This window comes from Gammaproteobacteria bacterium, from assembly GCA_036381015.1.
In the GTDB taxonomy this organism is placed as follows: domain Bacteria; phylum Pseudomonadota; class Gammaproteobacteria; order Steroidobacterales; family Rariloculaceae; genus ZC4RG20.
The window spans coordinates 181378-204143 of record DASVDR010000008.1; the positions used below are offsets into that span (position 1 = coordinate 181378).

The 22766-nt window shown below is 68.4% G+C and carries 19 protein-coding genes; 4 read left to right on the top strand and 15 right to left on the bottom strand.

Annotated elements, in window-relative coordinates; genetic code table 11:
* Position 1: 1 nt before the first annotated feature.
* Positions 2-3613 carry a hydantoinase B/oxoprolinase family protein gene (locus tag VF329_02705; GenBank protein HEX7079908.1) on the bottom strand — a complete coding sequence of 1204 codons (3612 nt, stop codon included), beginning with the start codon at positions 3611-3613 and terminating at the stop codon, positions 2-4.
* A 301-nt stretch (positions 3614-3914) separates the two neighbouring features.
* Positions 3915-5972 (bottom strand): elongation factor G, encoded by a 2058-nt coding sequence (fusA, locus tag VF329_02710; protein HEX7079909.1) that lies wholly within the window; start codon positions 5970-5972, stop codon positions 3915-3917.
* Between the two features lie 240 nt (positions 5973-6212).
* Between fusA and VF329_02715 the strand changes: the two genes are divergently transcribed.
* Positions 6213-7721 (top strand): MFS transporter, encoded by a 1509-nt coding sequence (locus VF329_02715; GenBank protein HEX7079910.1) that lies wholly within the window; start codon positions 6213-6215, stop codon positions 7719-7721.
* 66 nt (positions 7722-7787) lie between these two features.
* Here the strand turns inward: VF329_02715 and glk are convergent, their stop codons facing one another.
* The 3 genes from glk to cysQ all read right to left on the bottom strand — a co-directional run bounded on the left by glk (position 7788) and on the right by cysQ (position 9927).
* Positions 7788-8729 carry a glucokinase gene (gene glk / locus VF329_02720; GenBank protein ID HEX7079911.1) on the bottom strand — a complete coding sequence of 314 codons (942 nt, stop codon included), beginning with the start codon at positions 8727-8729 and terminating at the stop codon, positions 7788-7790.
* 158 nt (positions 8730-8887) lie between these two features.
* Positions 8888-9103 (bottom strand): YdcH family protein, encoded by a 216-nt coding sequence (locus tag VF329_02725; protein HEX7079912.1) that lies wholly within the window; start codon positions 9101-9103, stop codon positions 8888-8890.
* Positions 9103-9927: a 3'(2'),5'-bisphosphate nucleotidase CysQ gene (gene cysQ / locus VF329_02730; GenBank protein ID HEX7079913.1), complete on the bottom strand. Its 825-nt coding sequence runs from the start codon at positions 9925-9927 to the stop codon at positions 9103-9105. Before cysQ ends, VF329_02725 begins: the two co-directional genes overlap by 1 nt.
* A 19-nt stretch (positions 9928-9946) precedes the next feature.
* Here cysQ and yrfG point away from each other — a divergent pair, with 19 nt between their 5' ends.
* Entirely contained in the window at positions 9947-10591 is a 645-nt protein-coding gene (gene yrfG / locus VF329_02735; GenBank protein ID HEX7079914.1) for a GMP/IMP nucleotidase, read from the top strand.
* 1 nt (position 10592) lies between these two features.
* Here the strand turns inward: yrfG and VF329_02740 are convergent, their stop codons facing one another.
* Positions 10593-11945 carry a DEAD/DEAH box helicase gene (locus VF329_02740; protein HEX7079915.1) on the bottom strand — a complete coding sequence of 451 codons (1353 nt, stop codon included), beginning with the start codon at positions 11943-11945 and terminating at the stop codon, positions 10593-10595.
* 218 nt (positions 11946-12163) lie between these two features.
* Between VF329_02740 and trxA the strand changes: the two genes are divergently transcribed.
* Together trxA and rho are read left to right on the top strand one after the other, a co-directional pair.
* Positions 12164-12520, top strand: a complete 357-nt coding sequence (gene trxA / locus VF329_02745; GenBank protein ID HEX7079916.1) for a thioredoxin TrxA — start codon at positions 12164-12166, stop codon at positions 12518-12520.
* Positions 12521-12752: 232 nt separating this feature from the next.
* A complete protein-coding gene (gene rho / locus VF329_02750) occupies positions 12753-14009 on the top strand; it encodes a transcription termination factor Rho (protein HEX7079917.1) in 1257 nt (418 codons plus the stop codon).
* 26 nt (positions 14010-14035) lie between these two features.
* On the opposite strand, the gene purD is transcribed toward rho, so the two are convergent.
* The 9 genes from purD to VF329_02795 all read right to left on the bottom strand — a co-directional run bounded on the left by purD (position 14036) and on the right by VF329_02795 (position 22694).
* A complete protein-coding gene (gene purD, locus VF329_02755) occupies positions 14036-15340 on the bottom strand; it encodes a phosphoribosylamine--glycine ligase (protein ID HEX7079918.1) in 1305 nt (434 codons plus the stop codon).
* 7 nt (positions 15341-15347) lie between these two features.
* Positions 15348-16898, bottom strand: a complete 1551-nt coding sequence (purH, locus tag VF329_02760; GenBank protein HEX7079919.1) for a bifunctional phosphoribosylaminoimidazolecarboxamide formyltransferase/IMP cyclohydrolase — start codon at positions 16896-16898, stop codon at positions 15348-15350.
* A gap of 7 nt (positions 16899-16905) precedes the next feature.
* Positions 16906-17220 carry a DNA-binding transcriptional regulator Fis gene (gene fis, locus VF329_02765; GenBank protein ID HEX7079920.1) on the bottom strand — a complete coding sequence of 105 codons (315 nt, stop codon included), beginning with the start codon at positions 17218-17220 and terminating at the stop codon, positions 16906-16908.
* Positions 17221-17466: 246 nt separating this feature from the next.
* Positions 17467-18663 carry a DUF3426 domain-containing protein gene (locus VF329_02770; GenBank protein ID HEX7079921.1) on the bottom strand — a complete coding sequence of 399 codons (1197 nt, stop codon included), beginning with the start codon at positions 18661-18663 and terminating at the stop codon, positions 17467-17469.
* Between the two features lie 60 nt (positions 18664-18723).
* On the bottom strand, positions 18724-19608 hold the full coding sequence (gene prmA, locus VF329_02775) for a 50S ribosomal protein L11 methyltransferase (GenBank protein HEX7079922.1): 885 nt from the start codon (positions 19606-19608) through the stop codon (positions 18724-18726).
* Between the two features lie 11 nt (positions 19609-19619).
* A complete protein-coding gene (gene accC, locus VF329_02780; GenBank protein ID HEX7079923.1) occupies positions 19620-20963 on the bottom strand; it encodes an acetyl-CoA carboxylase biotin carboxylase subunit in 1344 nt (447 codons plus the stop codon).
* Between the two features lie 139 nt (positions 20964-21102).
* A complete protein-coding gene (accB, locus tag VF329_02785; protein HEX7079924.1) occupies positions 21103-21552 on the bottom strand; it encodes an acetyl-CoA carboxylase biotin carboxyl carrier protein in 450 nt (149 codons plus the stop codon).
* Positions 21552-22001: a type II 3-dehydroquinate dehydratase gene (gene aroQ / locus VF329_02790; GenBank protein HEX7079925.1), complete on the bottom strand. Its 450-nt coding sequence runs from the start codon at positions 21999-22001 to the stop codon at positions 21552-21554. The genes accB and aroQ overlap by 1 nt, the downstream gene beginning before the upstream one ends.
* 84 nt (positions 22002-22085) lie before the next feature.
* Positions 22086-22694 carry a TlpA disulfide reductase family protein gene (locus tag VF329_02795; GenBank protein ID HEX7079926.1) on the bottom strand — a complete coding sequence of 203 codons (609 nt, stop codon included), beginning with the start codon at positions 22692-22694 and terminating at the stop codon, positions 22086-22088.
* Positions 22695-22766 lie beyond the last annotated feature (72 nt).

Consider the following 22766-nt stretch of genomic DNA (forward strand, 5'->3'; position numbering starts at 1 on the left):
CTCACGTCCGGCGACGACCGAAGCCGCCGCCGCCGGGCGTTTCTATACGGAAGCGGTCGCCCGGGCCGAGCTCGAGGGCGGCGATCGGTCCGAGCTCGACGACCTCGCCGCTCGACCGGATCACGGCGTTCCGGCCGGGAAGCCCGGCGCTGCCGCCTGCGACGCCGAACGGCGGGACACGGCGTCGGTTGGACAGGATCGCCGCATGCATCGGCTCGAGGAACTCGATCTCGCGGACGATCCCGTCGCCGCCGCGATGACGGCCGTCGCCGCCGGACCCGGAGCGGATCTCGAAGCGCCGCAGCCGCACCGGATAGCGCCATTCGAGCACTTCGGGATCCGTGAGCCGCGAGTTCGTCATGTGCGTGTGCACCGCGCTCGCGCCGTCGAACGAAGGGCCGGCGCCCGCCCCGCCGCAGAGCGTCTCGTAGTATTGGTAGCGCGCGTTGCCGAACGTGAAGTTGTTCATCGTGCCCTGCGAGGCCGCGCAGGCGCCGAGCGCGGCGAGCAGCGCGTCGGTAATACACTGCGACGTCTCGACGTTCCCGGCAACGACCGCGGCCGGGTACCGCGGATTGACGAGGCTCTCCTCGGGCAGGACGATCGTGAGCGGCTCGAGGCACCCGGCGTTCAACGGAATGTTTTGACGCACGAGCGTGCGGAAGACGTAAAGGACCGCGGCGCGGGCGATCGCCGGCGGCGCGTTCAGATTGCTCGGGCTCGTCGCGGAGGTCCCGGTGAAGTCGACGACCGCCGTCCGCCGCGCGCGGTCGACGCGCACCTCGACCGCGATCCGATCGCCGCTGTCGAGCTCGAGCGACCATGCGCCGTCGTCGAGCCGCTCGATCGCCGCGCGCACGCATTCTTCCGCGTTGCGCTTCACGTGCGCCATGTACGCGTGCACGACGTCGAGGCCGTAGCGCGCGACGATCTTGCGCAGCTCCGCTGCGCCGCGGGCGTTCGCCGCGAGCTGGGCCTTCAGGTCGGCGACGTTTTGCTCCGGATTACGCGCCGGGTACGGACCGCCGGCGAGCAACTCGCGGACCTCGTCCTCGAGGAATCGGCCGGCGGCCACGATCTGCATACCGTCGACGACGACGCCTTCCTCGTGGATCGAGCGGCTCATCGGCGGCATGGATCCCGGCGTGATGCCGCCGATATCCGCGTGGTGTGCGCGGCTCGCGACGATGAAGTCGATGCGCCGGTCCGCGCCGAACACGGGCGACACGACCGTGACGTCCGGCAGATGCGTGCCCCCGTCGTACGGCGCATTCAGCATGAACGCATCGCCCGGCGCCATCGACGCGCCGAACCGCTCGAGCACGCGCACGACGCTGTCTCCCATCGAGCCGAGATGTACCGGCATGTGCGGCGCATTCGCGATCAGGGCGCCGCCCGGATCGAAGAGCGCGCACGAGAAGTCGAGCCGCTCCTTGATGTTCACCGAATGCGCGGTCTGCTCGAGCACGACGCCCATCTGCTCCGCGACGTGCATGAAGAGGTTGTTGAACACCTCGAGCATGATCGGGTCCGCGGACGCCGCCACGCGCTCCCGCGCGGCACGCGCGACGACGCGGCGCAACACCAGCTCGCCGGCGTCGCCCACGCTCGCCTGCCAGCCGTCGTCGACGAAGGTCGTCGCGTTCGCCTCGACGATCAGCGCCGGGCCGCGGATCACGCTGCCCGCCGCGAGCGAGTCGCGCGCATGCACGGGCGTTCTCGTGCGGCCGCCGCCGACCCACACGTCGCGCACGTCGATCGGCTCGGCCGAGGCGGGCGAGCGCGGCCGCTCGAAGCGCGGTCGTGCGCTTCGAGCGACGCACTCGACTTCGACCCACTCGGCGATCACCGCCCGGCGCGCCGCGCCGAAGCCGAAGTGCCGAGCGTGGGCGTCCGCGAAGTCGGCGAGCGCCTGCTCGGCCGGGCGTCCCGGCGCCCACGCGATCGGCAGCGCCGTGTCGGAGCCCTCCACCTTGAGGCCCAGGCGCCCTTCGACCTCGACGGCTTTCGCCGGCGCGCCCTGAGCGAGCAGCTCGTCGCGCGCCTCGCGCAGGAGCGCGTCGAAAGCGTCCGAGATCGCGCTCATCGCCTCCGGCTCGACGCGACGCTCGACGGCCCGCCGGCGGAGCGTGCGCAGATCCGCGAGCCCCATCCCATAGGCCGACAGCACGCCGGCGAGCGGATGAATGAAGATCGTCTCGATGCCGAGCGCATCGGCCACCTGGCAGGCGTGCTGCCCGCCGGCTCCGCCGAAGCTCGACAGCGCGAACGACGTGACGTCGTGGCCGCGCTCGATCGAGATGCGCCGGATCGCGTTCGCCATCCGCTCGACCGCGATCCGGATCGCCCCGGCCGCGATCGATTCGGCGTCCTGCGCGACGCCGGTCGCGGCCGTCACCTCGCGGGCGAGGGCCGCAAACCCCCGCCGCACGACGTCGACGTCGATCGGCTGATCGCCGTCGGGCCCGAACGCTCGGGGGAAGAAGTCCGGCTGGACGCGGCCGAGCAGCACGTTCGCATCCGTCACGGTCAGCGGCCCGCCGTTGCGGTAGCAGGCGGGCCCGGGCGACGCGCCGGCGGACTCGGGGCCGACGACGAGCCGGCCGCCCTCGAGCCTGACGATCGACCCGCCGCCGGCCGCGACCGTGTGAATCCGCAGCATCGGCGCCGCGACGCGCACGCCCGCGATGGCGACGTCGCCGGTGCGCTCGAGCTCGCCCGCGAAGAGCGAAACGTCCGTCGAAGTTCCGCCCATGTCGAAGCCGAGGACGTTCTCGAAGCCGGCTTCACGCGCCGTCGCGACCATTCCGATCACGCCGCCCGCGGGTCCGGAGAGGATGCTGTCCTTGCCGCGGAAGAAATCGGCCTTCGCGAGGCCGCCGTGGCTCTGCATGAACGAGAGCGGCGCTCCGGCCCCGAGCAGCGCGTCGAGGCCGTCGCGCAGCGACGCGACGTAGCGCCGCAAGATCGGCGACAGGTACGCGTCGACGAGCGTGGTGTCGCCGCGCGGGATCAGCTTCATCAGCGGGATCGTCTCGTGCGACAGCGAGACTTGCGAGAACCCGAGGCGACGCGCGATCTCGCCGGCCTGCCGTTCGTGCTCGGGATAGCGATAGCCGTGGAGCAACACGATCGCGACGCTGTCGATGCCTTCCGCCCGCACGCTCGCGAGATCGGCCGCGAGGCGCTGCGCGTCGAGCGGCTCGACGACGTCGCCCTGCGCCGACACGCGCTCCCGCGCCTCCACGACGCGGGCATAGAGCATCTCCGGAAGCCTGATGTCGAGCGCGAAGAGCTCGGGCCGCTGCTGCGTCCCGATACGCAGCGCATCCTTGAGCCCGGCGGTCACGACGAGCGCGGTCGGCTCGCCGCGGCGCTCGAGGAGGGCGTTCGTCGCGACCGTCGTTCCCATCCGGACGGCGGCGACGCGCCGCTCGCCGGCCGGCGCGTCGGCGAGGAGCCGGCGTATGCCTTCGACGGCGGCATCGCGGTAGCGCTCCGGGTTCACGGAGAGCAGCTTCAGCGAGCGCACGATGCCGTCGGGATCGCGTGCGACGACGTCCGTGAACGTCCCGCCGCGATCCACCCAGAAGCTCCACGCCCGCTCGCTCACGCGGCCCTTCGTCCCCGTCGTCGCGCCGTGCGCATTTCGGTTTGTACCACTGGCCTGGAAGCCGACAGCGATGCAGTCTTACCGCGCCGTCGGGCGTTCTTTCCTCCCCCGCAAGCTCGTTCCGACCCGACGTCCGACGGCGACAGGCGTTGCGGGCCGGCCTCGTGTTTTCCGGGACGCCGGTGGCAGGGACGCCGCCGCGACTCGTACGGACGATGCGGCGGCGTTCCGGGAAACACGAGGCCGGCCCGTGGCGGCCTTGCGGCGGCCGGCCCGTTCCGCGGTGGATCGCCCGTCCGCGCTATTCCTCGGCCGACGGCTTGAACTGGCTCTCGAGCTGCTTCTGCACGTTCGGCGGCGCGACGGCGTAGTGATCGAACTCCATCGTGAACGACCCCTCGCCGCCCGTCAGCGACTTCAGCGTCGTCTGATACTCGCCGAGCTCCGCGAGCGGCACCTCCGCCTGAATGCGCGTCAGCCCGCGGGCCAGCGAGTCGTTGCCGTTGATGCGTCCGCGAATCCCGGAGAGATGGCCGGTGATCTCGCCGACGTACTGACTCGGCGTCGTGATCTCGAGCTTCGCGATCGGCTCGAGGACGATCGGGCCGGCGTTCTTGATCGCATCGATGAAAGCGCGCTTGCCTGCCGTGACGAACGCGACCTCCTTCGAGTCGACGGGATGATGCTTGCCGTCGTACACGATGACGCGCACGTCCTCGATCGGGTATCCGGCGATCGCACCTTCGGCCAGCACCTGCCTCACGCCCTTCTCGACGGCCGGGATGAACTGCCCCGGGATCGCCCCGCCGACGACCTCGTTCAGAAACTCGAAGCCCTGCCCCCGCGCGAGGGGCTCGACCTTGAGGAACACCTCGCCGAACTGACCCGCGCCGCCGGTCTGCTTCTTGTGCCGGTGGTGGCCTTCGGCGTTGCGGGTGATCGTCTCGCGGTACGCGATCTTCGGCGGGCGGGTCTGCAACGTCAGGCCGAACTCCTCCCGGATGCGCTCGAGGACGAGCCGCAGATGCAGCTCGCCCATGCCGCGCAGCACCGTTTCGTTCGTGGTCGCGTTGTGCTCCACGACGAGGCTCGGATCCTCCGCGGTGATCTTGTGCAGCGCGTCCGAGAGCTTTTTTTCCTGGCCGTGCTGCTCGAGCTCGAGCGCGAGACCGTACATCGGCGGGGGAAGCTCGACCGACTCGAGCCGGACCTCGTCCTCGTCGTGGCTCGAATGCAGCACGTCGTCGAAGCGGATCTGGTCGATCTTCGCGACCGCGCAGAACTCGCCGGCCCCGGCGCGCGGAATCTCCTCGAGCTCCTTGCCTTGCACGCGGTAGAGGTGCGCGATCTTCACGGCCTTGCGACGGTCCCCGACGAATATCTGATCGCCGGCGCGGACACGCCCTTGGTGGACGCGGAACGACGCGAGCCGGCCGACGTACGGGTCCACCGTGACCTTGAACACGTGACCGAGGAAATGCGCATCGCCGTCGGCCGGGTCGATGGCGACCGGTTTTTTTTCCTCGGCCGAGTAGAACTGTGGGGGATTCCCTTCGAGCGGGCTCGGCATCAGCTGCGTGAATACGCGCAGCAGCTGGCGCAGCCCCGCTCCCGTCTCGGCCGAGACGAAGCAGACCGGCACGAGGTGCCCGCGACGGAGCGCGCGCTCGAAAGGATCGTGAAGCTGCTCGAGAGAGATCTCGTCGCCTTTCTCGAGGTAGAGCTCCATGAGCTCGTCGTCGAGCTCGATCACGCGGTCCGTGATCTCCGTGTGGGCCGCCTCGACGCTCGAGAAATCGGGCGTCTCCTCCGCCGGCTCGAAAAAGCAGTCCGCCACGGCTTGGCCGTTTCGCGCCGGCAGATTGATCGGCAGGCATTGCGCGCCGAAGGTCTCCTTGAGCTGGCCGAGCACGCCTTCGAGGTCGGCTCCCTCCGCGTCGATCTTGTTGACGACGATCAGACGGCACAGCCGTCGCGCCGCGGCATAGCTCATGATCCGCCGCGTCACGAGCTCGACGCCGAGCTGCGCGTTCACGACGACGGCGACGGTATCGACGGCCGGCAGCACGGCGATCGTCCGGCCGATGAAATCGGGATAGCCCGGGGTGTCGAGCAGATTGACGAGAGTGTCACGATGCTCCAGGTGACAGATCGCGACGTCGAGAGAATGCTTGAGGCGCTTTTCCTGGTCGCTGAAATCGCAAACCGTGTTGCCCTTGGCCACGCTTCCGGGCTCGCGAATCGCGCCGGCCTTCGCGAGCAGGGCCTCGATCAGGGTCGTCTTCCCCGCGCCCGCGTGGCCGACGACTGCAATGTCGCGTACGTCGGCGGGCGCGTAAGCCCGGTGCGTCTGCGCCATAAAGCACCCCCGAGTTGATTTCGTTATGCAGCTGAGGCGTTCTCGTCGATCCTATCCTACCGGCATTGAATCGGGAGCGCACAGCCCTGCGTGAAGCGGGATGCACCACCGGCGGGCCCACCGCGCTCGGCGCGCCGCCCGGAAGCCCAGGTTGTTCCTCGGCGCCCGACTATGACAACCTAGAGCATTCGCCAAGGGCCGTAGCGCGGCCGGGCCGTCGTACGCGATGAGGGGAGCTCGATGACGACAAATCCGCCAACGGGCGGCGGCAAATTGGATCCGATCAAGACCTTGTGCTGGCTCGGCATCGGCCTCTACCTCGGGTACAAGGCTTTGGCCCTTTTCCGCGGCGCAACGCTCGGCGCGCTCTTCGATTTCGCGAACCCCTCCTTGGCCGGCCTCGCCGCCGGCGCCTGCGCGCTGGGGCTCATCCTGCGGTCGCCGAGGATCCGCCAGTCGGCGACGATGATCGAGGCGAACGAGACACGCGCCGTCACGCTGTCCTTCGTATTCGTGTTCATCCTGATGGCGGCTTACTACACGCTGCGGCCCGTCCGCGACTCGATGGCGAGCAACTGGAGCGATTCCGAGATCGCGGTGCTCTGGAACATCCAGTTCTTCCTGAGCACGGCGGTGGTGGCCGTCTACGGGGTCGCGTGCTCGCGCATCAAGTTCCGTTTGCTGGTCCCGGCCGTCTACATCTTCTATGCCGTGACCTTCGCCGGCTTCTACTTCGGAGCCGCGCTCGTTTCCGATCGCGAGCTGCTCGACAAGTGCTTCTACGTCTGGGTCAGCCTGTTCAGCCTGTTTCACCTTTCGGTGTTCTGGAGCTTCATGGCCGACCTGTTCAACAAGGAGCAGTCGAAGCGGCTGTTTGCCTTCATCGCCGCCGGCGCGAGCGCCGGTGCGGCGGCCGGGCCTTTGGTCGCCGCCGTCATGGTCAGGGACGTCGGTAACGACAACTTGATGCTGTTCGCAGCGGTCATGCTGGCGGCTGCAACGCCGCTGATCTTCTACCTCCAGCGTTTGAAGGTTACGGATCTGCGTAACGAGACGGTGCAGTCCGACCTCGCCGCGGCGCGTCTCGGCGGAAAATGGTGGATCGGCTTCAAGGACTTCGTGACCAATCCGTTCTTGCTCACGATAGGGGCCTTTATCCTGCTCTACACCGCGATCAGCTCGTTCGTCTACTTCGAGCAAACGAATCTGCTGCGGCCGTATGCGGACGAGGAGCGCACGGCGATCCTCGCGTCGCTCGCGGCGGTCGTGAACATTCTGACTTTCGGTCTCGGTCTTTTCGTGACGGGCAGGCTGGTCACCAGGCTCGGTATGCCGTCGACGCTGGCTTTGATGCCCTTCATCATTTGTGCCGGGCTTCTGATTCTCGCGTTCGCGCCGATTCTGACGGTCCTGCTGGTGCTGCAAGTCACGAGACAAGCCGGCAACTACGGCGTCACGAGGCCCGCTCGGGAGATGCTGTTCACGAGCGTCGATCGCGAGACGCGGTTCAAGGCCAAACCCGTCGTCGACGTCGCGCTCTACCGCGGCGGCGATGCGGTTTGGGGCACCGCGTTTGCGGCGTTGACCGACGTCATGGGGTTCGGTATGGCGGCGATGGCCGGCATCGGAGCCGGGATCGCGGCCGTCTGGGCCGCCGCGGGCATCTATCTGGGGAGAGTGTTCAATCGGCGCGACGTCCCGGCTCAGGAGGCGCCCGCGCAGGTCCAGCGGGCCGAGGTCACGGCTTGACGGCTTCGTTCGCCGCTGGAATCGCGGCCGGCGCACAACCCTGGCTCGGCGCCGATCGAGAAGAGATCAGCGGTACCCCAGGAGCCGCCGGAGGCCGAGAAACGCCGGCAGCGGGTTCGTGATCACGTACGTCGGGATCCGCTCCATGTACCAGCGGTAGCGCCCCTTCGCCTCGAACCGCTCGCGAAACGCCGAGTCGCGAAAGGCGTCGAGGAATTTCGGGACGATGCCGCCGGCGACGTACACGCCGCCCCGCGCGCCGACGGTCAACGCGAGGTTGCCCGCCACGGTGCCGAGCATCCCGAAGAACATCGCCCGCGTGCGGCGCGCGAGCGGCTCGCCTTGCTCGGCCAATCCGGTGACGTCGTGCGGCGTGGCCGTGGGCGAGCCCCGGCCCGCGAGCCGGCCGAGCGCCTGGTAGAGGTTCACGAGCCCCGGGCCTGAAAGAGCGCGCTCGGCCGAGCAGTGCCCGTGCTCGTCGCGGATCAGCTCGATGACCCGCGCCTCCTCGTCGTTCGCCGCGGCGAGCGTCGCGTGGCCGCCCTCGCCCTGGATCACCATCCAGCCGTCGCCGGACGGGACGACGCAGGAGACGCCGAGGCCCGTGCCCGGGCCGAGAGTGGCGAGCGGGGCGTCGGGGGACGGCTCGCCGCCGCCGATCTTGACGATGTCGGCCGGCGCGAGCGACGGCAAGCCCCAGGCGATCGCGGCGAAGTCGTTGACGAGGATCAGCTGCGACAGCTTGAGATCCGACTCGAGCCCGTTGCGGCTGAACCGCCAGCCGCGGTTCACCATCTCGACCTCGTCGCCGACGATCGGCGCGGCTATCGCGATCGCCGCCCGCCGGGGCTGATCGCTAGACCGCCGCCGCGCGAGATAGGCCCGAAGCACCGGCTCGAGGCCGTCGAAGTCCTCGTTCTTGAAGTGCTCGGTGGCGAGGACGTTCCCCTTGTCGTCGACGAGCGCACAGCGGGTATTCGTGGCGCCGACGTCCGCGATCAGGTCCACGCCGGGACTCCCTGCCGAGATGGATGACCGTCCGATGATACCGTGGCCCGGTGTCGGCCGCTTTGCGCGGCGTCGCAACGGGTGAACCGCTTCGGCGGGATCGACGACCCCCTCCGGGTTTCGGCCCCGGCGGCCCTGGGACGCGTTGCGCCGCGGAGCTACGCGTTCAGATCAGGAATTCTGGCGCTCTCGAGCTGCGCGATCATGTCTTTCAGCATCAGCTTCCGCTTCTTCAAGCGGCGCAGCATGATCTGATCGACGTACGGATCGTGCACGAGCCGAGAGATGACCTGGTCCAGGTCCTGATGCTCCAGGCGCAACTGCTTGAGTCGCTCGACGCTTCGGCGCTTGTCGGTGATGGCGTTGCGGTCCACTAGTCGCTTTGCAATGGTGCCAGCCAGTCGCGAGTCCGGTCACCAAAAGCCAGGAAATGTGGATTCAGCAAGCTGTCCTCTAGGTTGTAACGGAGCGGCCGGCCGACGGTGTCCATCATACATCCGCCGGCGCCCTCGAGAACAGCCTGCGCGGCCGCGGTATCCCACTCGGACGTCGGCCCGAAGCGCGGATAGACGTCCGCTTCGCCTTCGGCGACGAGACAGATCTTCAGCGAGCTGCCCATCGTCTTGAGGACGTGAGGGCCGATCGCGTCGAGGTATCGATCGAGCGCACTGCCCGACGCGTGACTGCGGCTGCCGACGACGCGCACCGGGACGGCGGCCGGCGAGACGCGGATCGGGTGCGCGGCGCCGCTGCCGTTCGCCCGCCATGCGCCGACCGGCGGCCCGCCGAAGTACTCTCGGCCGAGCGCCGGAGCGAGCACGGCGCCGAGCATCGGCCGGTGAGACTCGATCAGCGCGATGTTGACCGTGAATTCGCCGTTGCGCTTGATGAACTCCTTCGTCCCGTCGAGCGGATCGACGAGCCAGTAACGGTCCCAGGCGCGCCGGTCCCGGTGCTCGGCTTCGCCGGCTTCCTCGGACAGCACGGGCAGTGCCGCCGGCAGCGCCCGCAGGCCGTCGACGATGATCCGATGCGACGCCCGGTCCGCTTCCGTGAGCGGCGACCGGTCCTCCTTCGTCTCCACCTCGAAGTCGCGCCCGTAGACGTCGAGCACCGCCTCGCCGGCCGCGCGCGCGATGGCTCGGATCTCGTCGAGAAGGGCGGTGTAGTCGGTGCCCGTTGTATCATTCGCGCTCATGCCTGAGCTTGCGCCCTCCATGCCTTGGCGAAGCATCGACACCGTCCTGCTCGATATGGACGGGACGCTCCTCGATCTCGCGTTCGACAACTACTTCTGGCTCGAGCTCGTGCCGTCGCACTATGCGGCCCGCGCCGGCCTCGACGTCGGGGAAGCGAAAGAGCTCGTCGCGCGGCGCTCCGCGGAGCTGGCGGGCCGCCTCGAGTGGTACTGCCTGGACCACTGGAGCCGGGAGCTCGACCTGGACATCGCCGCGCTCAAGTGGAGCCACCGGCATCTTATCAGCTATCTGCCGGGCGCGGCCCGGTTCCTCCGCGCTCTGCGCGCCGCGGGCAAGCCGCTCGCGGTCGTGACGAACGCCCACCCCGGGACGATCTCGGTGAAGACGGCCCAGACGCAGCTGAACCGTCGCGTGGACACGGTCGTGTGTTCGCACGACCTCGCGGCGCCGAAGGAGAGCCCGGAGTTCTGGGCGGAGCTCGCACGGCGCCGGCCGTTCGACCCGGAACGCACGCTGCTGGTCGACGACAGCGTGCCCGTGCTCGAAACCGCACGCGCGTTCGGCGTGCGCCACACGGTCGCGATCAGACGGCCGGATTCGCGGCTCCCGGCGCGCGACATCGAGGGCTTCCCGGCAGTCGACGGCGTCGCCGACCTGGCTTGAGTTACTCCCCGGCGCCCCGCCCGCGCCGGCGAGGGCCGGAGCGGCGGCTGCCCCCGCGCCCGCCCCGCGGTTTCTTGCTGCCGCTCCTCGGTCTCCCGCTGCCGCTCTTCGGACGCGGCGGGCCGGCCGGCACCTCTTCGGAAACCTTCGCGAGCTTCTCGTGGTCGAAGGTGGCGACAGGGATCTTGCGGCCGATGAAGGCTTCGATGTCCGGCAGGGACACGACGTAGTCTTCGCACCCGAAGCTGATCGCATCCCCGGACGCGCCGGCCCGCGCCGTGCGGCCGACCCGGTGCACGTAGTCTTCCGGGTCCTGCGGCAGGTCGTAATTGAACACGTGGCTCACGTCGGGGACGTGCAGCCCGCGCGACGCGACGTCCGTGGCGATCAGGATCGGCAGCTCCCCGGTCTGGAAGTCCCGCAGCATCCGCAGGCGCTTGCGCTGCGGCACGTCGCCGGAAAGCGCCGCCGCCTGGATGCCGTACCGCGCGAGATGGTCGCGTAGCCGGTCGGCCTCGCGCCGCGTGTTCACGAACACCATCGTGCGCGTGGCTTGCATCTCCCGGAGCAGCGTGATCAGCAGCGGCAGCTTCTCCTGATTCGACGGGAAATAGATCACTTGTCGAACGCGGTCGACCATGAGCTTGTCCGGCTCGATGCGCACGAGCTCGGGATCGTTCATGTGCTCGTAGGCGAGCTCGAGGACGCGGTACGACAACGTGGCCGAAAAGAGCATATTCAGCCGTTGCGGGGCCGGCGGCAGGCGCCGCAGGATGTAGCGGATGTCGCGAAGGAACCCCAGGTCGAACATGCGGTCGGCCTCGTCCAGAACCGCCACCTGCACGCGCCGGAACGCGTACACGCGTTGCTTGAAGAAGTCGATTACGCGCCCGGGCGTGCCGATCAGCACGTCCACGCCCGCGGAGAGGTGGCGTTTCTGCTTCTCGTAATCCGTGCCGCCGAACGCGAGCCCGAGCGAGAACGGCAGGTGTGCGCCGAGGACCGCGGCGTCATTGTGGATCTGCACGGCCAGCTCGCGGGTCGGGGCGAGGATCAGAGCGCGCGGGCCGGGTTCGCGGGCCTCGAGCGGCTCGCTTCGGAGCAGGTACTGGTAGAGGGCGATCAGGTAGGCGGCGGTCTTCCCCGTGCCGGTTTGCGCCTGTCCGGCCACGTCGCGGCCCTCGAGAGCGATCGGCAGCGTCTTGCTTTGGATCGGGGTGCAATATGTAAACCCCGCCTCGGCGATGCCCTGCTGGATCTCCGGCGCGAGCGGCAGTGCCGAGAAGCGCAGCTCGGTCAGATGCTCGGCGCGGCCGGTGTTTTCACGAGAGGACTCTAGCGCTTGCAAATTCACTTACCAAAGGGTCAAAATAAGGCATCGGGCGAGGACTCTCGCTTTCCCAGATTTCCACAGTACTCCCGCGAGCCTCGAAAAAAGCGACCAGCTGCAGATTGTGCCCTACGGGCCGCGCTGCGTCACTCGGATATGCCTCCATGGACCGCGACCAGGAGTGATGGTTCGGGGTCGGTGCGGAACGTCCCAAGAAACACGAGGACGGAGGGACTAACGACGTGAGTGATCGGATTATTCACACCAGCGACGCGGCCTTCGAGCGCGACGTCTTGAGCGCGGATCGTCCGGTGCTGCTCGACTTCTGGGCCGAGTGGTGCGGACCTTGCAAGATGATCGCCCCGGTTCTCGACGCGATCGCCGACGAGTACGAGGACCGGCTGCGCGTCGTGAAGCTGAACATCGACGAGAATCCGCAAACGCCCCCGAAGTACAACATTCGAGGCATTCCGACCCTGCTGCTCTTCCGTGACGGGGCCGTCGCGGCCCAACAGGTGGGAGCCGTCTCGAAGTCGCAGCTCCAGGCCTTCATCGACGCGAACCTCGGAGCCGAGTCGAAGCGCGGAGCCGAGCGTTGACCGCCGGGAACGAACACGACATCGGGAATCATCAACGAGCCTTTGGTAGACATCCGTGAGGGGTTATTTGGGCAATTCAGCACGCGCCCGCGTGAAGAGCGGCTCTCGTCAGCCGCGAGAGGGCAATGGTAAACGGGCTTCGCGCCGCAAGAAGGCGGTGCGGGAGGAATTTCCCGACGATGAGGAGCTTGACGTGATTCCCGCCGCCGAATTCGAGCTCTCGCGCAACGCGATGAATCTTTCCGAGCTCAAGACGCGCGCAGTGGCGGATCTCGTGGAGCTCGGCGAGTCGATGGGGCTCGAGAATCTCGCCCGCTCCCGCAAGCAGGACATCATCTTCTCGATCCTCAAAGCCCACGCCAAGAACGGCGAGAACATTTTCGGCGAGGGCGTCCTCGAGATTCTGCAGGACGGTTTCGGTTTCCTGCGCTCCGCCGACAGCTCCTACCTTGCAGGGCCGGACGACATTTACGTCTCTCCGAGCCAGATCCGGCGCTTCAATCTACGCACCGGAGACACGGTCTCCGGCTTGATCCGTCCGCCCAAGGACGGCGAGCGGTACTTCGCGCTGCTCAAGGTCGGGCAGATCAATCACGACGCGCCGGAGAACGCGAAGAGCAAGGTCCTCTTCGAGAATCTAACGCCGCTGTTCCCGAAAGAGCGGCTGAAGCTCGAGCAGGGTAACGGCAGCACGGAGGATCTGACGGCGCGGATCATCGACATGGTCGCGCCGATCGGCAAGGGCCAGCGCGGCTTGATCGTGTCCCCGCCGAAAGCCGGCAAGACGATGCTGCTGCAGAACATCGCGGCGTCGATCGCGGCCAACCATCCCGAGTGCAGGCTGATCGTGCTCCTGATCGACGAGCGGCCCGAGGAGGTCACCGAGATGGAGCGCACCGTCCGCGGCGAGGTCGTCTCGAGCACGTTCGACGAGCCGGCCACGCGCCACGTGCAGGTCGCGGAGATGGTCATCGAGAAGGCGAAACGCCTCACCGAGCACAAGCAGGACGTCGTGATCCTGCTCGACTCGATCACTCGCCTCGCACGCGCTTACAACACGGTGGTCCCGTCGTCGGGCAAGGTGCTGACCGGCGGTGTCGATGCGAACGCGCTGCAGCGGCCGAAGCGATTCTTCGGAGCCGCCCGCAACATCGAGGAGGGCGGAAGCCTCACGATCATCGCCACCGCGCTGATCGACACGGGCTCGAAGATGGACGACGTGATCTACGAGGAGTTCAAGGGCACCGGCAACATGGAGATCCATCTGGATCGCCGCATCGCCGAGAAGCGCGTCTTCCCCGCGATCAACATCAACCGCTCGGGCACCCGCAAGGAAGAGCTTCTCACGTCGCCGGACGAGCTGCAGAAAATGTGGGTGCTGCGCAAGGTGCTGCACCCGATGGACGAGCTTGCCGCCATCGAGTTCCTGCTGAGCAAGCTCCAGGATACGAAGACGAACGCCGAGTTCTTCGAAGCCATGAAGCGCTGAGCCGCCGGCCGCAAGCCGGGCTTCGCTCAGCCGCCCGCCGAGGACGCGGCCGCCTCCCGGGCCAGCGCGCGATACGCGATGTCGCGGCGCCAGAAGGCGCCTTCCCAGCCGATTCGACTTACCGCACGGTAGGCGCGATCCCGCGCCTCGCGAACGCCGTTACCGAGGCCGACGACGCACAGCACGCGGCCTCCGTCCGTGACGATCCGGCCGTCCGCGAGCCGGGTCCCCGCATGGAAGACCTTCGTGAGCTCGGTATTCGCCGCGTCGAGCCCCGAGATCGGCAGGCCCTTGCGGTAGCTGCCGGGATAGCCGGCACTGGCCATGACGACGCCGATGGCCGCGCGCGGGTCCCAGACGACCGGCTCCGCGCCGAGCGTGCCGTCGAATGCGCCGAGACAGAGCTTCACGAGGTCGCTCTCGAGCCGGAACAGGATCGGCTGCGTCTCCGGGTCGCCGAGCCGGCAGTTGAACTCGAGGACGCGCGGCGCGCCGGCCGCATCGATCATGAGCCCGGCGTAGAGGAACCCTCGATAGCGGATGCCGTCCGCCGCGAGGCCTTCCACGGCGGGCGTCATCACCTCGTCCATGATGCGGCGGTGCACCGCGGGAGTGACGACGGGCGCAGGCGAGTACGCGCCCATGCCGCCGGTGTTCGGCCCGCGATCGCCGTCGTCGCGCGTCTTGTGATCCTGGGAGCTCGCGAGGGGCACGATCCGCGTGCCGTCGACGAGCGCGATGAAGCTCGCTTCCTCGCCTTCGAGAAACTCCTCGACGACGACGCGGCTGCCGGCCTCGCCGAAGGCGCGATCGCGGAGCATGGCCGCAAGGGCGGCTTCCGCTTCATGCGCCGTGCGGGCGACGACGACGCCCTTGCCCGCGGCGAGGCCGTCCGCCTTGATCACGATCGGCGGCTTCTGCGCGCGCACGTGCCGGAGCGCGGCCTCGTAGTCGTCGAAGCTCGCATAGTCGGCCGTCGGGATCGAATGCCGCGCGAGGAACGCCTTCGCGAACGCCTTCGAGCCTTCGAGCCGCGCGGCGTCCGCAGTGGGGCCGAAACAGCGGAGGCCCGCCGCCTCGAAGCGATCGACGAGGCCCGCCGCGAGCGGCTGCTCCGGGCCGACGATCGTCAACGCGACGGATTCGCGGCGCGCGAGCGCGAGCAAACCTTCGGCATCCGCGGCCGGCACGTCCACGTTGCGCGTCTTCGGCTCGGCCGCCGTGCCCGCGTTCCCGGGCGCGACGAGCACCTCGTCGACGAGCGGCGACCGAGATGCCTTCCACGCAATCGCGTGCTCGCGCCCGCCGGCGCCTACGACGAGTACTTTCACGCGTTCCTCAATGTCGGAAATGGCGCATCCCGGTGAAGACCATCGCGATGTCGCGCTCGTCCGCGGCCGCGATGACCTCGGCGTCGCGCACCGAGCCGCCCGGTTGGATGACCGCGCTCACGCCGTGCTCCGCCGCGACGTCGATGCCGTCCCGGAACGGGAAGAAGGCGTCCGAGGCCATCGCGGCGCCGTGCAGCGAGAAATTGCGCTCGCCGGCCTTCGTGATGCCGATCTGGGCGCTCATCACGCGGCTCGTCTGGCCGCCCCCGATGCCGAGCGTCCGGCCGCCGCGGGCGTAGACGATCGCGTTCGACTTGACGTACTTCACCACCGTCCACGCGAAGAGCAGATCGCGCAGCTCGTCCGGCGTGGGGCTGCGCTTCGTGGCCGTACGCAGGTCGGCTGCCGTGATCGCGCCGCGATCGCGCTGCTGAACGAGCACGCCGCCGTCGATCGAGCGAAGCTCCACCTCGGGCTCTGCGCCGCTGCGGGGACCCGTGGCGATCACGCGTACCCGGCTCTTTTTCGCGAGCGCGGCGCGCGCGCCGTCGTCCACCGCGGGGGCCACGATCACGTCGACGTGCTGCCGATCGACGATCTCCGCGGCGCACGCTTCGTCGAGCGGACGATTGAAGGCAATGACGCCGCCGAATGCGGATACCGGATCGCAGTCGTAAGCGGCCCGATACGCGGCGAGCGGCCCGTCGGCGACGGCGACACCGCATGGCGTCGCGTGCTTCACGATCACGCACGCGGGCGCGTCGAACGCCGCCGCGCACTGCATCGCTGCATCGGCGTCGAGCAGGTTGATGTACGAAAGCGGCTTGCCTTGCACCTGCGTCGCTTGCGCCACGGAGCCCGGCCTCGGCACGGCGCCGACATAAAGTGCAGCGCGCTGGTGCGGGTTCTCGCCGTAACGGAGCGCCGCGGCCTTGTTCCACGCGAGCACCAGACGATCGGGAAGCGTCTCCGGCGTGCCCGCTCGGCCGGCGAGAAAGCGGCTTATTGCCGCATCGTAACGCGACGTATGCGCGAAGGCCTTGACCGCGAGCCGGCGCATCAGCTCCGCGCTCGGACCTCCGGATCGATAAGCTTCGATCACGGCGTCGTAGTCGTCCGCGTCGACGATCACGGTGACCCGCTCGTGGTTCTTCGCCGCCGCGCGGATCATCGCGGGCCCGCCGATGTCGATGTTCTCGATCGCGTCGGCGAAGGTCTTTTCCCGGTCGGCGGCGACGCGCTCGAAGGGATAGAGGTTCACGGCGAGCAGGTCGAACGGTGCGATGTCGTGGTGCGCGAGCACGTCGTCGTCGATGCCGGCGCGCGCGAGGAGACCCGCGTGGATCCGCGGATGCAGCGTCTTCACGCGGCCGTCCATGATCTCGGGAAAGCCGGTGACGTCGGCCACGTCGACGACGGGGACGCCGGCGTCGCGCAGGGTGCGGGCGGTCCCGCCCGTGGACACGATCTCGAAGGAAAGCTCGGCGAGCGACTTCGCGAACGAGACGATGCCTTGCTTGTCGGAAACGCTGAGCAGGGCGCGGCGCTTTTCCGTCATCGAGCCGTCAGTCGCCCCCCAGCTCGTAGCTCTTGAGCTTCTTGCGAAGCGTGCCGCGGTTGATGCCGAGGATCTCGGCCGCGCGGCTCTGGTTGCCCTTCGTGTAATTCAATACCGCCTTGAACAGAGGCTTCTCGACCTCGCCGATCACGAGTTGATACAGGTCGCCCGGCTTGTGCCCGTTCAGGCTTGCGAAATAGCTCTTCAGTGCTTCGTCCGTGAGCGCGCTCAGCGGCTTGATGCGTGCGCTCACCTGCGCGGTGGCCGCGGCCGGCTTCTTCGCCTTTTTCTTGGTGATTTTTTTCCTGCTGGTTGCGTTCACGACGTCCTCCCCACCGAACGTGTTCCCACCGAAGTGCCGCTTGGCTTTGCCGTCTTCACGCCGCCGACGACCCCCGCATCGCGCGTGAAACAGCCGCTCACCCGGAATGTGCTACCAGGTGCCGAGCTCGACAATGCTAACCCCTGCTTACCGCCGCAAGAACTACCGACTCAGGGCGGCTCATCATAGCATGGAACGAACGCGGAGATGACGCCGTCCGGACATATCGAAGCGTTCTAACGCGCGCTACCGGAACACCGCGTCCGCGGCGCAGCGCAGCGCATGCGCTTCACCTTCGACGCAAACGTCGAGCTCGAATCCGTAGGCGTCCGGGCCCGGGTCAACGATGTCGAGCTCCGCGCGCGTGATCGCGCCGGGAGGCATCAGCAGATCGGCGCGCGTGTCCTCGCCCAGATATTCGTCGGGCGCGAAGATGCGACTGCCTATGGAATTTTCCCAGCGATCCTTCAGCTGGACGTGCACGTGGGGGAACGGTTGCGCGCGCGGTCCTTCGTTGCGGATCTGCGCGGCGATCTTCAGGCTGCCTTGGCCTCGCGCGCTCGGCTCGGCGACGGCGACCCAATCGACGATCTCGTACTGATCGAGATTCCACCTCGGCGTGACCTCCGTGCCGAGCATCGCGTACGCGTCCTGCAGCAGCGGACCGACGAGCTGCGTTCCCGCGATCTCGGCACGAAAGTGATGCGTGATCTGCGCTGCGAGGAATGCGAGCGCGAGAGCGCACCCGACCGCCCAGCGGCGCGTCGTCGACTTCGTTTCCGGTTCTGCAAGAATCCACCGCGGCGCTTCCCGCTCGAGAATCGCTTCGGCTTCCCGATCGTCGAGACTCGACGAACCGGTGACACCGGCCTCGGACGTCCCGCTCGCGTCGTCATCGACGCTGCTCGACTCGAGCTGTGCGATCACCTTCGCGATCGTCATGTCGTCGAGTGCCGAGGAATCGCTCTTCGGCGGCCGCAGCGACGTGACGACGTCGCGCGACGGCTTCCGCACCGACGCGGCTGCGCGAGCTTCCGGCGGCGGCACCGACGGGCCGCGTGCCGGCGTGCCCGGAGGCGCCTTCGGGTCGGCGGCCGCGCGGCGGTGCACGGCCGGCGCGCTCACGGGGCGAGGATCATCCGGCGCCGGTGTGGCCGCCGCGGCTCGGGCTCCTGGCGCCGGCTCCGCGCCCGGTACGAGGAGCGGCTCGGCCGGGGTAGCCGCCGCGGCGTCCGTGGGAACGGCTTCGGCGCCGGCAATGGTCGCGGGCTCCGGGGACGGATCGGCGGCCTCCGGGGCGGTGCCGTCATGCCGGTGAAGCTCGGTGTAGGCATTGAACACGCACGCGCAGCGGCCGCAGCGCACTTGCCCGCCCGCCTTTTGCAGCGCGTCCGCAGTGATTCGGAACGTGGTTTCGCAGTCGGGACAGCGAGTGAGCAGCATCGGCGTCTCCGGTCCCGGCGCATTCTATAGTCAAACCGCGCCGGCAGCGCGGCGAATCGGTCAACAGCGGATGCGCCGACGCGCGACGATCCGGACCCAGCCGTCGCGCTCGGCCGTGTCGAACCCTTCGAAGTGGGCCGCGTAAGCCGCGATGACGTCCGCCTGCTGTGCCGAAAGCACGCCGCTCAGCACCGCGGCCCCGTTGCCGACGAGCCGATCGGCGAAAAGCGGGGCCCGCTCGATCAGCGGGCCCGCGAGAATGTTCGCAAGCAGCACGTCAGCTCTGAAAGCGGGGAGGTCCTCGGGCGGCCCGATCCACATCCGTGCCGCGCAGCCGTTCAGCGCGGCGTTGCGCGCCGTCGCCGTCAACGCCTGCGGATCGTTGTCGACCGCGAAGGCCTTCGCGGCGCCGAGGCGCAGCGCTGCGAGGGCGAGCACGCCCGAGCCGCATCCGTAATCGACGACCACGCAGCCGGGCTGCAGCATCGCGTCGAGCCACTCGAGGCATAGCGCCGTCGTCGGATGTTCACCGGTGCCGAACGCGAGTCCCATGTGCAGCCGGACGACGGCCGCTTCGTCGTCGGCGCACGTTTCCCCGTCGGCCGGCGCGAGCCAAAGACGCGCGCCGAAGCGGCGCGACTCGATGCGCCGCGCGGCGGCATCCCGCCAGTCCGCGTCCTCGGCCGGCGCCACGACGATGTCGCGCGCATCCGCGATCAATCCGGAGAGCGCGCGGCAGAGCGGCTCGAGGTCGGCGTCTCGGTCGAACAGCGCCTTCACGCGCACGATCGGCCACAGCGGCGTTTCGCCCGGGCCGGGCTCGAGCAGCGGCGCGTCCGCCGCATCCTCGAGCGATATCGATTCCGCGCCGGCGAGCTCGAGCAGCGATTCGACGACGGGGACGTTCTCTCGCGGGACGCGCGCGATCAGCTGCTCGCGAGGCACTCCATGAAACCCTACTTCAGGCCCAAGCGCTTCTCGAGGTAATGGATGTCGGTCCCGCCCGCCTTGAAGGCCGCATGCTGGAAGATCTCCTCGTGCAGCGGGATGTTCGTGCGAATACCGTCGACGACGATCTCGTTCAGCGCCGTCGTCATGCGCGCGATGGCCGATGCCCGATTCTCGCCGTGGGCGATCAGCTTCGCAATCAGCGAATCGTAGTGAGGCGGCACCGCGTAGCCGCTGTAGAGATGGCTGTCGACGCGAATGCCCGGGCCGCCGGGCGCGTGCCACAGCGTGACGGTCCCGGGAGACGGCATGAACGTTCGAGGATCCTCGGCGTTGATTCGACATTCGATCGCGTGGCCGCGCCACTCGACGTCGTCCTGCGTGAACCGCAGGGGCTCCCCGGCCGCGATCAGGAGCTGCGCCTTCACGATATCGATGCCGGTGACCATCTCGGTGATCGGATGCTCGACCTGAATGCGCGTGTTCATCTCGATGAAGTAGAACTCGCCGTCCTGATAGAGGAACTCGAAGGTGCCGGCGCCGCGGTATCCGATGCGGCGGCACGCTTCCACGCACAGCTGACCCATCTCCCGGCGCTGCTCCGGCGTGATGCCCGGAGCGGGCGCTTCCTCGACCACCTTCTGGTGGCGGCGCTGCATCGAGCAGTCGCGCTCGCCGAGATGGATCGCGTTGCCGTGGCTGTCGGCGAGCACCTGGAACTCGATGTGGCGGGGCCGCTCCAGAAACTTCTCCATGTAGACCTGATCGTTGCCGAACGCGGACCCGGCCTCGTTGCGGGTGATCGAGATCGCGTTGAGCAGCGCGGCCTCGCTATGCACGACGCGCATGCCGCGCCCGCCGCCGCCGCCGGACGCCTTGATGATGACGGGGTATCCGAGCGCGCGCGCGAGGCGCATGTTCTCGTCCGCGTCGTCGCCGAGCGGACCGTCGGACCCGGGGACGCACGGCACGCCCGCCTCCCGCATCGCGCGGATCGCCGAGACCTTGTCGCCCATCAGTCGGATCGTCTCCGGGCGCGGGCCGATGAACACGAAGCCGCTCTCCTCGACGCGCTCCGCAAAGTCCGCGTTCTCGGACAAGAAGCCGTAGCCGGGATGAATCGCGACCGAATCGGTGACCTCGGCGGCCGCGATGATCGACGGCATGTTGAGATAGCTCTGCGGCGACGGCGGCGGCCCGATGCAAACCGTCTCGTCGGCGAGCAGCACGTGCTTCAAAGCCGTGTCGGCGGTGGAATGCACCGCGACGGTCTTGATGCCGAGCTCCCGGCAGGCGCGGTACACCCGCAGCGCGATCTCGCCGCGGTTCGCGATCAGCACTTTGTCGAGCACCGGCCCGGCGTTCGGCTGTGTCATCGGGGCGCTACCGGCCGGATGCGACGCTGCGCGCCCCGGCCGCGCCGCGCCCGAAGGCGGCGCGGCGCACGGGGACGCCGCGAACGGTCACGTTCGTCGAGGATCTCATCGGCGCCTATTCTTCGACGATGAAAAGCGGCTGACCGAACTCGACGGGATCGCCGTTCTCGACGAGGATGCTGACGATCCGCCCGGCGACGTCGGACTCGATCTGGTTCATCATCTTCATGGCCTCGATGATGCAGAGCGTGTCGCCTGGTGCGACTTGGCTGCCGATCTCGACGAACGGCTTCGCGCCGGGGCTCGGGGCCGCATAGAACGTGCCGACCATCGGCGCCGTGATTTGATGGCCTTTCGGCGCAGGCTCGGGGGGCGGCTCGGACGGGGCTTCGGGATGCGCGGCGGCGGGCGCTTGCGGGACGGCCGGCGGCGGCGCGAACGCCATCGCTCCCGGGTGAGGATAGCGACTGATCCGCACCGATTCTTCGCCCTCGGAAATCTCGATCTCCGAGATCCCGGATTCCTCCAACAGCTCGATCAGCTTTTTGACCTTCCGTATGTCCACTATCCCCCCTCACGCGCGAGGTGACGCGCGGCGGCCGTGACCGCGAGCTCGTAGCTCACGGGACCGAACCCCGCGATGGTGCCGACGGCAATGTCCGAAAAATACGAGCGGCGTCGGAAGTCCTCGCGCGCCGCGATGTTGGACAGGTGCAGCTCGATGAACGGGATCGCGGCGGCGAGCAGCGCGTCCCGCAGCGCGATGCTCGTGTGCGTGAAGGCCGCCGGATTGAACAGGATAAAGGCCACGTTCTCGCCGCGGGCCGCGTGGATGCGGCGGATCAGCTCGTGCTCGGCGTCGCTCTGGAAGGCCGCGAGCGTATGGCCGGCCGCCTCCGCGAGCGCCTTCGTCTTCGCTTCGATGTCGGCCAGCGTCGTCCGGCCGTAGATGCCGGGCTCCCGCGTACCGAGGAGGCCGAGGTTCGGGCCGTTCAGCAGGAGTAAGCGCGCCATCGTCGTTCCCGGAAATAACGGGCAAGTTTACCCGTTTTTCGGCGAAGTTGGCGGCTGTTGCGGAGATTTCTGTGTTGGCCGCGCTTATCTCGTGCCCGCGATCCGCGCGCGGGCGTCCTCGAGACTCGCGCGCCCGCTGCGAAGATCGCCGAGAACGGCAAGCAGGTTGTCGAGGTGCTCGGGGTGCAGCTCGCCGGTGTGCACACCGAGGGTTCGCCCTTCGGCGTCCGTGAAGATCGTGAACGGCAGCGCGACGAATTCCACGCCGAAGCTCGCAGCGGCATTCACCGCGTCGGCCTCGCCCATCAGGATCGGATAGTTGAAGTCCATGTCCTCGGCGAAAGCTCGGACGGGCTCCTCACGGTCGACCGCGATCCCGACGACGGTGAGCCACGGATTGGCCTCCTGAAACGTCTTGAGCATCGGGATCTCGCGCAAGCACGGCGCGCACCACGTGGCCCAGAAATTCACCACGAGCGGCTTCCCGGGCCAGCTTCGAATCGACTGCTGCTCGCCGTCGAGGTTCTCGAGCGTGAAGCTCGGCAGTGTGTCGCGCAGCCCGGCGGGAGCGGTGTCGGCGGCCGGATCGTCGCCGCTCGGCGCGTGCAGCGTGACGCGGTATGCGAGATAGCCGAGAACGGCCGCGCCGCTCAGGGCGAGCGTGACCAGCGTGGGTTTCGCCAACTTGCGCATTCCGCCGGTCATCGTGCCCGCTTTTGGCGCGGTTTGAAAGAGGCGGCGCGCAACCCGCCCCGCGCGGCGCGA

Coding starts and splice junctions, on each gene's coding strand:
- VF329_02770 (HEX7079921.1), bottom strand. CDS start 18,663: ATGCTGCTCACTCGCTGTCCCGACTGCGAAACCACGTTCCGAATCACT.
- VF329_02795 (HEX7079926.1), bottom strand. CDS start 22,694: ATGCGCAAGTTGGCGAAACCCACGCTGGTCACGCTCGCCCTGAGCGGC.
- aroQ (HEX7079925.1), bottom strand. CDS start 22,001: ATGGCGCGCTTACTCCTGCTGAACGGCCCGAACCTCGGCCTCCTCGGT.
- yrfG (HEX7079914.1), top strand. CDS start 9,947: ATGCCTTGGCGAAGCATCGACACCGTCCTGCTCGATATGGACGGGACG.
- fusA (HEX7079909.1), bottom strand. CDS start 5,972: ATGGCGCAGACGCACCGGGCTTACGCGCCCGCCGACGTACGCGACATT.
- rho (HEX7079917.1), top strand. CDS start 12,753: ATGAATCTTTCCGAGCTCAAGACGCGCGCAGTGGCGGATCTCGTGGAG.
- cysQ (HEX7079913.1), bottom strand. CDS start 9,927: ATGAGCGCGAATGATACAACGGGCACCGACTACACCGCCCTTCTCGAC.
- purH (HEX7079919.1), bottom strand. CDS start 16,898: ATGACGGAAAAGCGCCGCGCCCTGCTCAGCGTTTCCGACAAGCAAGGC.
- VF329_02715 (HEX7079910.1), top strand. CDS start 6,213: ATGACGACAAATCCGCCAACGGGCGGCGGCAAATTGGATCCGATCAAG.